The sequence below is a fragment of the Arthrobacter rhombi genome, assembly GCF_900163545.1.
Classification (GTDB): Bacteria; Actinomycetota; Actinomycetes; order Actinomycetales; family Micrococcaceae; genus Arthrobacter_H; species Arthrobacter_H rhombi_A.
The window spans coordinates 34,208-47,019 of sequence record NZ_FUHW01000053.1 but is presented as its reverse complement, the minus strand read 5'-3'; the positions used below and the strand labels follow the sequence as shown (position 1 = coordinate 47,019).

The following is a 12,812-nucleotide window of genomic DNA, read 5'->3' as shown; positions in this document are numbered from 1 at the left end:
GATTCCGTAGAAAACACCTTAATAGACAGGTAATTTCGCGCAGGGCGTTACGCTTCAGGAATGAGCCCGAACGCCACGCCCACGGCGCTACCCGAGCGCGGAGCACGAACCATCTCCAAGCAGGTCATTGCCTGGGCCTCTTGGGACTGGGGCGCCTCGGCAATCAACGCGGTGATGACCACCTTCGTCTTCACCGTCTACCTGACCAGTTCAGCCTTCGGCAATACAGACTCCAACACCGCAGCACTGTCCTTGGCCCTGACCATCGCCGGTTTCACGATCGCCCTGTTGGCCCCGGTGACCGGTCAACGTTCGGACGCGGGCGGCCGCCGCCGTTTCTGGCTGGGAGTGAACACGGCCTTGGTGGCCCTGGCGACCGCGGCCGCCTTCTTTGTGTTCCCCGATCCTCGTTTCCTGATCCTGGGGGTCAGCCTCATTGCGGCTGCCAGCATTTTTTCCGAAGTTGCTGGCGTCAACTACAACGCCATGCTCCCGCAGATCTCCACCCCCAAGACCATCGGCAAAATCTCGGGCTTTGGTTGGGGCATGGGGTACGTCGGCGGCATCCTGGCCCTGTCCCTGGTGTTGTTCCTCTTCGTTCAACCCGTGCTCGACTGGTCGGGTGCAAGCACCGACAATGCCCTGAACATCCGGCTCGTCGCTGTCTTCTCAGCTCTCTGGTTCTTCGGTTTCGGGCTGCCGGTGCTCTTCGCCGTCCCCGAGATCTCCCGTCGGCAGAAGATGGCCAAGGTCAGCATCTTGGAGTCCTATCGGCAGCTGGGCCGAAACGTCGCCTCGCTCTGGCGCACCGAGCGGAACACGGTCTTCTTCCTCATCGCTTCAGCAGTGTTCCGTGATGGACTGGCCGCCGTCTTCGCCTTCGGTGGTGTGATCGCCGCAGGGACCTTCGGCTTCGAGCTCTCCGAAGTGATCGTCTTCGCCATCGTCGGCAACCTCGTGGCTGCCGCAGGCGCCCTGGTCGGCGGTGTACTCGACGACAAGATCGGCCCCAAGGCGGTCATCCTCGGTTCGCTGGTGGGCCTGCTCATCGCCGCCGGAGGGGTATTCCTCTCCCCCGACGCCACCGGCTTCTGGATCTTCGGCCTGCTGTTGACCCTGTTCGTCGGCCCCGCGCAAGCCTCCTCCCGCGCGTTCCTGGCCCGGTTGGCCGCCGAAGGTCACGAAGGTGAGCTCTTCGGCCTCTACGCCACCACGGGTCGTGCGGTGTCCTTCCTCGCGCCGGGCTTCTTCACTTTGGCCATCGTCTTGGCCACGAGCCACGTCCCCGCCGGCGGGGCGCAACGCTATGGCATCCTGGGCATCATGCTGGTTCTGCTGATCGGATTGTTCCTGCTGTTGCCGGTGCGCAAACCCAATCATTCGACCCCTCAGGAGAACGCATGACCGCCTCATCCAGCACCCCGGAAACGGCCCTCCGGGTTGCCGTCGTCACTGGAGCCGGCTCGGGGATCGGCCGGGCCGTGGCCCGCGAACTCCTGGACACCGGCTGGCATGTGGCCTTGGCCGGACGACGCGCCGATGCCCTGGAACAGACGGCACAGGCCCATGAAGGAGCCCTGGTCGTTCCGACGGACATCACCGACCCCCGGCAAGTCGACGCCCTGTTCTCCACGGTCGTCACAGACTGGAACCGGGTGGACGTCCTGTTCAATAACGCGGGAACCTTTGGTCCACGCGCCTCGGTCGACGAGATCTCGGTTTCCGACTGGAACGATGTGGTGGCCGTGAATCTAACCGGCAGCATGCTGTGTGCCGCGGCGGCGGTCAGGACCATGAAGGCCCAAGACCCGCAGGGCGGCAGGATCATCAACAACGGGTCGATTTCCGCCCACGCGCCCCGCCCGCAATCAGTGGCCTACACGACGACAAAACATGCCATCACGGGGCTGACGAAGTCCATCGCCCTCGATGGTCGCAGCGCACGGGTCACTGCCTCGCAAATCGATATCGGTAATACCGCGACGGAGCTAACGGTCGGATTCACCACCGGGACCCTTCAAGCGGATGGCAGCACCCAGGTCGAACCGGTTTTCGATGTCCAACATGCAGCCCGCGCGGTGCGGCAATTAGCCGACCTTCCCTTGGACGTCACCGTCGATTCACTCGTCATCACGGCCACCGGCATGCCGTTCACGGGTCGTGGCTGACCGGGTTCAGGGCTGCAGGTCGGTGCGGTGGAAGTTCAAGTGGCTCCGCGAGGCCGTCGGACCACGTTGGCCCTGGTAACGGTTCCCGTAGGGGCCGGAACCGTAGGGGTGCTCCGTCGGCGAGGTGAGTTTGAAGAAGCAGAGTTGGCCGATCTTCGATCCCGGCCACAGCTTGATCGGCAGGGTCGCCATATTCGAGAGCTCCAACGTCACATGCCCCGAAAATCCGGGATCGATGAAGCCGGCCGTGGAGTGTGTCAGCAGTCCCAGCCGGCCCAACGATGACTTCCCTTCGAGCCGGGCGGCGACGTCGTCGGGCAGGGTGACCCGTTCGTAGGTGGAGCCGAGAACGAACTCTCCCGGGTGCAGGACGAAGGCCTCGGTAGGATCAACCTCCACCAGACGAGTCAGCTCCGGCTGGTCTTGTGAGGGATCGATATGGGCATATTTGTGGTTGTCGAAAAGCCTGAAATAACGGTCCAGGCGGACGTCGACGCTAGCGGGCTGGATCATCTCGGGCTCATACGGGTCCAGCCCGATGCGCCCGCTGTCCAGTTCGGTCCGGATGTCGCGGTCAGATATCAGCACGGTTCCCAAAATAGCCTATGCCGGGTCCCCGGCGTTATCCTGAAGCTGGTGGGTTGAGCTGCATGCGAAATCCGTAGGCTGCTCCGCGCACCGCAAACACCATGATGACTTCACCGCACACGCCCCGGCGTCTTCCCGCGCTAGCGACCGCTCTCGCCCTCGCTGCCGCCTTCCTGCTGCCTGTCACCACGGCCCAGGCCTCCCCGATCGGTGACCTGCAAAGTACTCAGGCTTCCCCCTCGACCGCTGCCGCCGATGAGCCCACGCACGAAAAGAAGTCGAAGGCCTCCACATCCGAGCATGAATTCGCTGCCTACAGCACCGATCCCACTTCCCCCCTGGTACTGGTCAACGAACATCATCCGCTGCAGCCGCGCGATTATGCGCCTCAGGAGCTGGTCGCTGTCTCCGGAGCTGGCACCGAGATGGTGCCCCACGCCGCCAAGGCCTTGAAGAAGCTCATCGCTGGCGCCGCACAGGACGGGCACGCACTCATGGTCGAAAGTGCCTACCGCTCCTATGACCACCAAGTAGAGCTCTTCCAGAGGTACACGCGGAAGTACGGCAAGGACTACGCCTCACGGATCTCGGCCAAACCGGGAACCAGTGAACACCAGCTCGGGCTCTCGGCCGACCTTGGCGTCGCAAGTGGGCAGTGCTCCCTGAAGGCCTGCCTGGCAGATCTGCCGGCAGGAAAATGGATGGCCGCCCATGCCACCGACTACGGCTTCATCGTGAGGTATCCGCAGGACGAACAGGAAACCACCGGTTACAACTTCGAACCCTGGCACCTGCGCTATGTCGGCAATAAAGCGGCACGGCAGATGGACCAGCATGGCACCGCCACCCTCGAACAGTATTCCAACGAACTGGTGACCGCGCGGAAGAAGCAGGAGGCCAAAGCTTCCGCAAAGGAAGCAGAAGCCAAACGGCAAGAAGCCCAGGAGCAGGCAGCCCGTGACGCCGAGTGGGAGCGTCAGGAGCGCCGGGCCGAAGAGACGCGGTGGTGGCCCGACTGGGCCCGCAACGCTTTCACGCAGTAGCTCCGCGTCCGGCGTCCCGAAGTCCTAGCTGGCCCGAACCGGGATCGCGGTGAAGGTCGGGGTCATCGTCTCGGCAAAGAAGTCGTTGCCCTGGTGATCAACCACAATGAATGCGGGGAAGTCTTCCACTTCGATCCGCCAGATCGCTTCCATACCCAGCTCCTCGTATTCGAGGACCTCGACCTTGCGGATGCAATCTTGCGCCAACCGTGCCGCGGGGCCACCAATCGAGCCTAGGTAGAAGCCGCCGTGCTTCTGGCAGGCGTCGGTGACCTGGCGGGACCGGTTGCCCTTGGCCAACATGACCATTGAGCCTCCTGCCGCCTGGAACTGGTCGACGTAGGAGTCCATCCGCCCGGCAGTGGTCGGGCCGAAGGAACCGGAGGCCATGCCTTCCGGGGTTTTCGCCGGGCCCGCGTAGTAGACGGGATGGTCTTTGAGGTAGTGCGGCATCTCTTCCCCGGCGTCCAGGCGTTCACGGATTTTCGCGTGGGCGATATCGCGGGCCACCACCAGGGGGCCGGTCAGCGATAAGCGGGTTTTGACCGGGTGCTTCGCCAATTCGGCGAGAATCTCGGACATCGGCCGATTCAGGTCGATCCTGACCACCGAAGATCCGCCGGTACCGCTGACACCATCGGTGTCGTCGTCGTGCGCGGAGACCGCTGGGTGGTCCGTTTCGGGCATGAAACGGGCAGGATCGGTTTCGAGTTGTTCCACGAAGACACCCTCGGAGGTGATCTTCGCCAGCATCTGCCGGTCTGCCGAGCAGGAGACGGCGATCGCCACGGGCAGCGAGGCACCATGGCGGGGCAACCTGACGATGCGGACGTCGTGGCAGAAGTATTTACCCCCGAACTGGGCTCCGATGCCGAAGTGGCGAGTCAGTTCCAGGACTTTCTCCTCCAAGTCGATATCGCGGAAACCCCGTCCGGTCATCGCCCCGGTGGTCGGCAGGGTGTCCAGGTATTTGGCCGAACCGTATTTGGCGGTCTTCAACGCGAATTCGGCGCTGGTTCCCCCGATGACGATCGAGAGGTGGTACGGCGGGCACGCAGCGGTGCCCAATGACCGAAGCTTCTCGTCGAGGAAGGCGAGCATGGCGTTCTCGTTCAGAATCGCCTTCGTCTCCTGGTACAGGAAAGACTTATTCGCCGATCCTCCGCCCTTGGCCATGAACAGGAACTTGTACTGTTCCTCGTGGCCGGGCTCGGTATCGGCATAGAGCTCGATCTGGGCCGGCAGGTTGTTCCCGGTGGAGGTTTCCTGCCAGGTCGTCAGCGGGGCGAGCTGCGAATAACGCAGGTTCAACTGCGTGTAGGCGTCATAGATGCCCTGTGAGAGAGCCTTCTCGTCCGGGCCCTCGCTGAGCACCTGCTGGCCGCGTTTGCCCATCACGATCGCCGTGCCCGTGTCCTGGCACATCGGCAGAACCCCACCGGCGGCAATGTTCGCGTTCTTCAGCAGGTCCAGGGCCACGAACTGATCATTCGGGCTGGCTTCGTCGTCGTCGAGGATATTGCGCAGTTGCTGCAGGTGGGCGGGCCGCAAATAATGGGAGATGTCGTGCAGGGCCGTCCGGGCCAGATGCGCCAGAGCCTCGGGCTCGACCTCCAAGAAGTTCCGTCCGCCGGGCCCTTCAACGCGACGGACCCCGTCGGTTCCGATGAGACGGTAGGGGGTGTCGTCCTGGCCGATCGGCAACAGGTCCTCGTACTGGAACTCGGTCATGGGGCATCCTTGGCATCCGGTGGGTTGATTGCCGCCCAGTCTAATTCGACACCCCGGAGAACCCCGAACCGCCACCCGCCCATTCCGGGACGGGTTGCGCATCGGCTACGAGCGTGATCGGCTGGAAGACATGAGCGAAGAGCCAACGCAGAACCCATCCGAAAACCCGGACCCCGACGAGCCGCAAACGCACCTAGAAACAGTGCTGCACGAGGGCCAAGCCGATGAGGCCATGGCCGGTCAGGTCATTGCCACCTTCCTGTCCGAGGAAGTCTTCTTCCTCAGCCGTGAGCAGGTGACCGAGGAAACCGACAACGTTCAGCCACTGCTGCTGCAGAATAAGGAAGGTGACCCCGTCATCGCCCTGTTCACGCACGTCAATCGGATCCCCGAGGCCTACACCGCCGAAGCCCCCTACGCGGTGCGCGTCGTCGGTGCTGCGGTCATCGACAACCTCAACGGTGCCGGCGTGGTCCTGAACCCTGGCCACCAGCTCGGTTTCGAGATCCCTGCCGAAGGCGTCGACGCCATCCGTCGTGACTTCGCCCCCGACGGCTCCCCAGCACCGGAGGCCCCCGCCGAGGGAGCCGCCGAGGCAGCCGCCGACAACGAATCAACCCCGGAGGCCTAAACCCGGGAACCCAGCATCATCAGATGGCCGTCGCCGGTTTCCCGGCGACGGCCATCTGCGTTCTGCGCCCCAGGGCTGCCCGATACTCCTCCGGGGTCTACGCTGGTGTCATGAATCTGGAAGAAACGCCCCTCCCGGGCATCGGTATGCGACGCGACGTCATGCTGGCCACGGGGCGACGTGTCGGCGTCGTGATCAAACGCGAGGGCGGCATGGAGCTGATCATCTCCGAAAAGCAGGATCCCGACGCCTGCCAGGCGGCCATCCCGCTGACCTCCGAGGAAGCATCGGCCATCGGCGGTCTACTCGGCGCCCCACAACTGGTGGCAGGTCTCTCCGCGGAACATAGCGAACTGCCCGGAGTGAACACCCAGCAGTTCGTCATCAGCCAAGACAGCCCCTACGCAGACCACACCTTGGGCGACACCCATTTGCGCACTCGCACCCACGCCTCCATCGTGGCCATTTCGCGGAGTGGTCAGGTCTTTGCCTCCCCCTCCCCGACCTTCGAGCTTGAAGCCGGCGATGTGGTCGTCGTCGTTGGCACGGCCGAAGGTCTCGATAAAGCAGCCCACCTGCTGAATCACGGATAAGGGCTGCCCGTGGACCCCACCACCGTCGTCCTGATTGAACTCGGGGCCGTCTTCCTCGGCCTCGGGCTTCTCGGACGTCTGGCGGCACGGGTCGGCATGTCACCGGTACCCCTGTACCTGCTGGGTGGGCTGATCTTCGGACATGGTGGTTTGGTCCCCCTGTCGGGGATCGAATCGTTCGGAGACGTCGCCAGTGAAATCGGCGTTGTTCTGCTGTTGCTGATGCTTGGGCTGGAATACACAGCCAAGGAGCTGGTGACCGGGCTGCGCCGTTCGTGGCTGGCGGGGCTGGTTGACCTGGTCCTGAACTTCGTCCCAGGAGCCGCCCTCGCCCTCATTCTGGGGTGGGGACTCATTGGTGGCCTGGTGCTCGGAGGGGTCACCTACATCTCTTCGTCGGGGATCGTGGCCAAGGTCCTCACCGATCTGGGCCGGTTGGGAAACCGTGAGACCCCGGTGGTGCTCTCCATTCTGGTGCTCGAAGATCTGGTGATGGCCGTCTACCTGCCGATCCTGACGGCGGCGTTGGCCGGGGTGAGTTTCTGGGGTGGGTTCCGGGCCGTGGGCATCGCGCTGCTTGCGGTGACCCTGGTCTTGCTGCTGGCGCTGAGGTACGGCCCCCAAATTTCGCGGCTGATCCACTCCCCCGATCAGGAGAACTTCCTGCTTAAGCTCATCGGGGCTGCCCTGCTCGTGGCAGGTCTCGCCGCGGCACTGCAGGTTTCGGCCGCCGTGGGCGCCTTCCTCCTGGGCATTGCCATCTCCGGTTCGACGGCGCATTCCGCAGCCAAGGTCTTGGCCCCGCTGCGGGATCTCTTCGCCGCCATGTTCTTCGTCCTGTTCGGCATTAACACCGACCCCGCGACCATCCCTCCGGTGTTGCTCCTGGCCCTGGCCCTGGCCCTCGTGACGTCGGTGACCAAGGTCCTCACCGGCGTCTGGGCTGCCCGTCGGGCCGGGATCGGCATACCAGGACGGATTCGCGCCGGAACGGCGTTGATCGCCCGCGGAGAATTCTCCATCGTGATCGCCGGACTTGCGGTCGCCGGTGGAGGGGCCTCCCCGGAGTTGGCTGCCCTAGCCACCGCCTATGTGATGTTGTTGGCCGTTTTGGGTCCGATTGCCACGAAACTGGCCGAACCGGTGGCGCGAGCCCTGACAGGCCGCCCAAAACGGTCCCCGCAGCCTGCAGGACAAGACTAGGATCCTGCGCGGGGTGCGGCCCCAATATGCATGTCAACGCCCGGTGGGCTATGCTGAGATGCACCCGCGGGTACGAACGGACCGGCGGGTGTTTTGCGGGCGTAGCTCAATGGTAGAGCGCCAGCTTCCCAAGCTGGACACGCGGGTTCGATTCCCGTCGCCCGCTCTCTTCATGCCAGGACCGGGAGTCCAACGACCGCACGGCGCGTAGACTAGGAGTGCCATGAAACGCACAATGTTCAAGTCGAAGATCCATCGCGCCACCGTGACCCATGCCGATCTGCACTATGTCGGATCGGTGACTGTCGACCTCGACCTCCTCGAAGCCGCCGACATCCTGCCCGGGGAACTGGTCAGCATCGTCGATGTCACCAACGGTGCCCGGCTCGAGACGTACACCATCGCCGGCGACCGCGGAAGCGGTGTCTTGGGGATCAACGGTGCCGCCGCGCATTTGGTGCATCCCGGCGACACGGTCATCCTCATCAGCTTCGCCGAGATGGAGAACGCGGAAGCACGTAGCTATGTACCCCGTATCGTCCACGTCGATGCCAACAACTCGATGATCGCTCTCGGCAGCGATCCCTCCGAGTCGCTATCGAGTAACGCCGCGCGCCCTCCGCACGCCATCGCCGGCTCCCCCGCGGACTCCTAGGACCGTGCTCGGGGTCCTCTCTGGATTCTCGATTGTTTGGGCCGTCATCATCGTCGGCTATGTGGTCGGACGCACGGGGGTCCTCGGAGCCGACGCCCGCTACGTCCTGAACCGCCTGACGTTCTTCGTCGCCAGCCCGGCGCTGCTCTTTGTCACTGTCGCCGACGCCGATCCCCGCGCTGTCTTGGGCCCCAGCCTGGCTGTGGCGGCGATCAGCGCCACCGGAGTTGCCTTGCTCTACTTCGGTGTCACCGGCTGGTGGTTGCCTCGAGGGCGTCCCGAACGACTCGTCGGGGCCATGAGTGCTTCAACCGTGAACTCGGCGAACCTCGGGTTGCCGATCGCTGCCTACGTCCTGGGCAGCACCACGCATGCGGCCCCGGTGATCCTTTTCCAGCTGGCCCTCTGGAGCCCCATCTTCCTGGCCCTGCTGGATTCAAGCACCTCGGGACGGCGCACCACTCCGACCGCTTTGGTGCTCAGCACGCTGCGTAACCCGATGATCGTCGCTTCGTTGGCCGGCTTGCTGTTCGCCGTCTTCGGCTGGACCCTGCCGCAGCCGATCGCCGACCCCGTCGAGCTCATCGCCGGCGCCTCCATTCCGGCGATGCTCCTAGCCTTCGGTATTTCTCTGGTAGGTTCCAAACCCCTGGAAAAAGCCACCCACCGACGGTCTGATGTTCTGATCGGCACCGGACTGAAGCTGATCGCCCACCCGGTGCTGGCGTGGCTCGCCGGAGCCCTCTTGTTCCGTTTGCACGGTGCAGAATTATTTGCCGTGGTCATCATGGCTGCGTTGCCCTCGGCACAGAATGTCTTCGTCACCGCTTCCCGGTATGAGCAGGGGCTGGTGGTCGCCAAGGACACCGTCCTACTGACGACGATCGCCGCCGTCCCCGCGATGCTGCTCGTGCCCCTGCTGCTGAACTCCTGAATCAGCCGGTAGACGAAAAGGGCGCGGCAGCTGGGCCGCTGCAACGGAACACGAGAGAATGGACCAGTGAGTAAGAAGCGTCTTGAAATTAGTTGGATCGGCTCGGTCGGCTCTGCCTTAGGGGCTGTGACCTCGGCAGTGGTGTTGTCCACCTTGGGCGTGGCCGGGACCATTCTCGGCGCAGCACTGGGTAGTTTGGTGATCACCGTCGGCGGTTCGATCTACTCCCAATCCCTCCAACGGACCACGGAGCATGTGGGCGAACGGGTGGGCAATGCGCGCGCCAAAACCCGGCCATTTAACGACGCACAACCACCAGCGACACCGCGGGACGCGGGTCCGAGTGGAACGACCGTCGATGAGGTCGAGAAACCGGCGAAGAACGCTGGACGCGGGATCCTGCAGAGGCTGCCGTGGAAGCACATCATCGGCGTCACCGTCGCCCTCTTCGCCATCACCATGGCCCTGATCCTCGCCTTCGAGCTCTCCGCAGGACGTGCGGTGTCCTCGTTTACGGGTGGCACGAGCGGAACCGGCGGTACCTCGATCCCGGGGATCAGCGGGAACACCAACCCGACGGATGACTCCGGAACCAAGGATCAGGACCCGAACTCGCCCGTGCAGGATGAAGCGCCGGACGAGGAGCAGCAGCCCCAGCAGGATCAGGCACCCGCGCCCCAAGAGGAGGAACCGGCTGCCCCCGAGGCACCTCAGGAACCTGCCCCGGCCCCGGCACCTGCACCGGATCAGCCCGTGGAGCCCTAAGTCGACTGACTGCCGCCGGCACCGGCGAGGGACGTCAGCCGATGCGGGCCAGCCAACTCCAACCGGGCGCACAGTTCAGTCAAAGGGCCGTTTCCTAGTATTGAAGGTGCCTCATCAAGGTGCGAGTGATCCGCAAGGCCCCAGCCATCCCCCTCGGCTGGGGCCTTGTGCGTGCCAGAGCACCGCGACCCCGACGCCTAGGGTGCAGACGGTCTTTGCGCGTCCTCAGCGTTGGCCCGGTGGCGCCCCCTGGCCGGGGCCTCAGCTGCAGGGGCAGCTTCCGGCGTCTCGGACTGCCCGGGCGCTTCCACCGAGGGGGAATCCGTGGCAGGCTCCGCCCCGCCGACCTCGGTCCGCAGAGCGTGTTCGTGGATGAACACCACCAAGACGAGACCGGCCAGCATGACCGGAACGCCGTAGAGGAACAGAGGCGGCAGGGCGTCGGCGAACCCTTGGGCGATGAGTTCCTGGACCGGAGCCGGAAGCTGGGCCAACAGCTTGGGTGTTAACGAGCTGACGGAGTCCGCGTTGAAGCTTCCCTTCCCGGCGTTTGCCGGAAGTGAGGAAAAGGCGTCGGTCAGCCGGGATACGAAGAGCGCCCCGAACACCGAGATACCGAGCGAAGCCCCGATCTGGCGGAAGTACGAGGCCGAACTGGTGGCCACCCCCACGATCCGGTGGGGGACGCTGTTCTGCACGACGACGACGAGGTTTTGCATCGAACACCCCACACCGAGTCCGACCACGAACATGGCCAGGGCGGTGTACCAATACGGGACGCCCACCCCGATCTGCGCCAGCATGAACAGCCCCACGGCGCCGATGACCGGTCCCACCAGGAGCCACACCTTATAGCGGCCAGTGGAGGAGACCAGTCGCCCGGTGGTAATGGTGGCCAGGAGCATGCCCGTGGTCATCGGGATCAACATGAGACCGGATTCGGTGGCGTTGACCCCTTCGACCATCTGCAGGTACGTCGGGAGGTAGGCAATGGTGGCGAACATCGAGATACCAATGGTCACCCCGGCCAGAGCCGGGAGGATGAAGTTGCGTTCGGTGAACAACGTCAACGGAATGATCGGCTCGGCTGCCCGGCGCTCGGCCAAGACAAACAACACCGCCGACACGACTGCCACGACAGCCAAGACCAGCACCTGGATGCTGCCCCAGGCATAGGTGGTTCCACCCCAGCTGGTGATGAAGACGGCCGCGGCGCTGAACACAGCCAAGGTCATGGTGCCGAGAACATCGATGCGAGGCGCCGCCCCGGAGGGCCGAGGCAGGTGCAGGGCGAAGATCACGGTCCCCAACGCCGCCAGGCCCAACGGAATGTTGATGTAGAAGATCCACCGCCATCCCATGTTGTCGGTGAAGAACCCGCCGATCAGAGGCCCGGCGACGGAGGCCACCCCGAACACGGCCCCCATGAAGCCCATGTACTTGCCACGGTCGCGTGGGGACACAAGGTCGGCAATGATGGCTTGGGCTCCAATCATCAAGCCGCCACCGCCAATACCTTGGATGGCGCGGAAGATGATCAGCTGGATCATGTTCGTTGCGGTGCCCGAGAGGATCGAACCGGCCAGGAAGACCACGATGGCGAACACAAAAACAGATTTACGTCCGTACAGGTCACCGGCTTTGCCATAGATCGGCAGGCCGATCGTCGCCGCCAGCATGTAGGCGGTAATCACCCAGGAAATATGTTCGAGACCGTTGAGGTCTCCGACAATGCTGGGCAGCGCGGTCGCGACGATCGTCTGGTCCAGCGCCGCGAGGAGCATCGCCAGCAGCAACCCGATGAACGCCCACACGAACTCGCGCTTGGTTCTGGCCGGTTGTTGGCCGTTGGGGTGGGTGGCTTCTTGTACCGTGTCGTGTGCCATCTGGAATCCTGCGGTTCGGAGGGAGGGGCGGGGCGAAAACCGGCCTCCCGGACGGTGAACCCGTCTAGCAGGAGGGGGGGTGTGTCGAAGCGGCCGGAGCACCTGGCCAGCCGTCGGCACTGAGCAGGACCTTGAGCAACAAGCGTCGCAGTTCGACGCGCTCGTCTTCGGCCAGGCCAGATAAGAGGTTCAGTTCCGCCTCCGTGGAAGCAGCGGCAACGTCGTGGGCGATCTCAGTTCCGGCGCTGGTAATGGCGACGATGATGCGCCGACGATCCAACGGGTCAGGATGACGTTCAATTAATCCGCTGCGTTGGAGGGATTCCACGTAGGTGCTCACGTGGGATCTGTCGGTGTTCAGGCGGGTCGCCAACTCGTGGGGAGCCAGCGGACCGAGATCCACCAACGCCATCAATACCGCGTAGTGAGGGAAGCCCAAACCGAGGTCCTTGAGCGTGGCGACCATGCCTGCTTTACCCAGCCGGGCCAAGCTTCCGGCCAGATACGTCGTCCTGGACATAAGCGATGGCGGCGGAAGGCCGACCTGCTCGTCAACTTGAGGCATAAGACAATAATAGCGTCGCGCCACTACCTAAGCACAGAGATTTGAACGCC

The 12,812-nt window shown here is 63.9% G+C and carries 13 protein-coding genes and 1 tRNA gene; 10 read left to right on the top strand and 4 right to left on the bottom strand.

Features of this window, described 5'->3' with window-relative positions:
* The first annotated feature begins 60 nt into the window (after nt 1-60).
* Both FM101_RS15425 and FM101_RS15420 read left to right on the top strand, forming a co-directional pair.
* The gene (locus tag FM101_RS15425) at nt 61-1,404 is read left to right on the top strand and encodes an MFS transporter (RefSeq protein WP_087001270.1); all 1,344 of its coding nucleotides are present in this window, start codon (nt 61-63) and stop codon (nt 1,402-1,404) included.
* Nucleotides 1,401-2,168, top strand: coding sequence for an SDR family oxidoreductase (locus FM101_RS15420; RefSeq protein ID WP_087001268.1), 768 nt, complete (start codon nt 1,401-1,403; stop codon nt 2,166-2,168). The genes FM101_RS15425 and FM101_RS15420 overlap by 4 nt, the downstream gene beginning before the upstream one ends.
* A gap of 6 nt (nt 2,169-2,174) precedes the next feature.
* Here the strand turns inward: FM101_RS15420 and dcd are convergent, their stop codons facing one another.
* Nucleotides 2,175-2,756 (bottom strand): dCTP deaminase, encoded by a 582-nt coding sequence (dcd, locus tag FM101_RS15415; RefSeq protein WP_087001307.1) that lies wholly within the window; start codon nt 2,754-2,756, stop codon nt 2,175-2,177.
* Between the two features lie 101 nt (nt 2,757-2,857).
* Between dcd and FM101_RS15410 the strand changes: the two genes are divergently transcribed.
* Nucleotides 2,858-3,799 carry a M15 family metallopeptidase gene (locus FM101_RS15410; protein WP_087001266.1) on the top strand — a complete coding sequence of 314 codons (942 nt, stop codon included), beginning with the start codon at nt 2,858-2,860 and terminating at the stop codon, nt 3,797-3,799.
* A 24-nt stretch (nt 3,800-3,823) separates the two neighbouring features.
* On the opposite strand, the gene FM101_RS15405 is transcribed toward FM101_RS15410, so the two are convergent.
* A complete protein-coding gene (locus FM101_RS15405) occupies nt 3,824-5,530 on the bottom strand; it encodes a fumarate hydratase (protein ID WP_087001264.1) in 1,707 nt (568 codons plus the stop codon).
* Between the two features lie 130 nt (nt 5,531-5,660).
* On the opposite strand from FM101_RS15405, the gene FM101_RS15400 reads away from it, so the two are divergent.
* The 7 genes from FM101_RS15400 (at nt 5,661) to FM101_RS15370 (ending at nt 10,311) form a co-directional block, all read left to right on the top strand.
* A complete protein-coding gene (locus FM101_RS15400) occupies nt 5,661-6,161 on the top strand; it encodes an SseB family protein (RefSeq protein WP_087001262.1) in 501 nt (166 codons plus the stop codon).
* 110 nt (nt 6,162-6,271) lie between these two features.
* Nucleotides 6,272-6,754: a cation:proton antiporter regulatory subunit gene (locus tag FM101_RS15395; protein WP_087001305.1), complete on the top strand. Its 483-nt coding sequence runs from the start codon at nt 6,272-6,274 to the stop codon at nt 6,752-6,754.
* 9 nt (nt 6,755-6,763) lie between these two features.
* Nucleotides 6,764-7,957 carry a cation:proton antiporter gene (locus FM101_RS15390; protein ID WP_087001260.1) on the top strand — a complete coding sequence of 398 codons (1,194 nt, stop codon included), beginning with the start codon at nt 6,764-6,766 and terminating at the stop codon, nt 7,955-7,957.
* 95 nt (nt 7,958-8,052) lie between these two features.
* Nucleotides 8,053-8,123, top strand: a tRNA-Gly gene (locus FM101_RS15385).
* A 57-nt stretch (nt 8,124-8,180) separates the two neighbouring features.
* The gene (panD, locus tag FM101_RS15380) at nt 8,181-8,612 is read left to right on the top strand and encodes an aspartate 1-decarboxylase (protein WP_087001259.1); all 432 of its coding nucleotides are present in this window, start codon (nt 8,181-8,183) and stop codon (nt 8,610-8,612) included.
* A gap of 4 nt (nt 8,613-8,616) precedes the next feature.
* Nucleotides 8,617-9,546 (top strand): AEC family transporter, encoded by a 930-nt coding sequence (locus FM101_RS15375; protein ID WP_087001257.1) that lies wholly within the window; start codon nt 8,617-8,619, stop codon nt 9,544-9,546.
* A gap of 66 nt (nt 9,547-9,612) precedes the next feature.
* Nucleotides 9,613-10,311, top strand: a complete 699-nt coding sequence (locus FM101_RS15370; RefSeq protein ID WP_143269311.1) for a hypothetical protein — start codon at nt 9,613-9,615, stop codon at nt 10,309-10,311.
* A gap of 197 nt (nt 10,312-10,508) precedes the next feature.
* On the opposite strand, the gene FM101_RS15365 is transcribed toward FM101_RS15370, so the two are convergent.
* A complete protein-coding gene (locus FM101_RS15365) occupies nt 10,509-12,197 on the bottom strand; it encodes an MDR family MFS transporter (protein ID WP_087001253.1) in 1,689 nt (562 codons plus the stop codon).
* 64 nt (nt 12,198-12,261) lie between these two features.
* Nucleotides 12,262-12,762 (bottom strand): MarR family winged helix-turn-helix transcriptional regulator, encoded by a 501-nt coding sequence (locus FM101_RS15360; protein ID WP_087001251.1) that lies wholly within the window; start codon nt 12,760-12,762, stop codon nt 12,262-12,264.
* Nucleotides 12,763-12,812 lie beyond the last annotated feature (50 nt).

Coding starts and splice junctions, on each gene's coding strand:
- FM101_RS15425 (WP_087001270.1), top strand. CDS start 61: ATGAGCCCGAACGCCACGCCCACGGCGCTACCCGAGCGCGGAGCACGA.
- FM101_RS15420 (WP_087001268.1), top strand. CDS start 1,401: ATGACCGCCTCATCCAGCACCCCGGAAACGGCCCTCCGGGTTGCCGTC.
- FM101_RS15410 (WP_087001266.1), top strand. CDS start 2,858: ATGATGACTTCACCGCACACGCCCCGGCGTCTTCCCGCGCTAGCGACC.
- FM101_RS15405 (WP_087001264.1), bottom strand. CDS start 5,530: ATGACCGAGTTCCAGTACGAGGACCTGTTGCCGATCGGCCAGGACGAC.
- FM101_RS15400 (WP_087001262.1), top strand. CDS start 5,661: ATGAGCGAAGAGCCAACGCAGAACCCATCCGAAAACCCGGACCCCGAC.
- FM101_RS15395 (WP_087001305.1), top strand. CDS start 6,272: ATGAATCTGGAAGAAACGCCCCTCCCGGGCATCGGTATGCGACGCGAC.
- panD (WP_087001259.1), top strand. CDS start 8,181: ATGAAACGCACAATGTTCAAGTCGAAGATCCATCGCGCCACCGTGACC.
- FM101_RS15365 (WP_087001253.1), bottom strand. CDS start 12,197: ATGGCACACGACACGGTACAAGAAGCCACCCACCCCAACGGCCAACAA.
- FM101_RS15360 (WP_087001251.1), bottom strand. CDS start 12,762: ATGCCTCAAGTTGACGAGCAGGTCGGCCTTCCGCCGCCATCGCTTATG.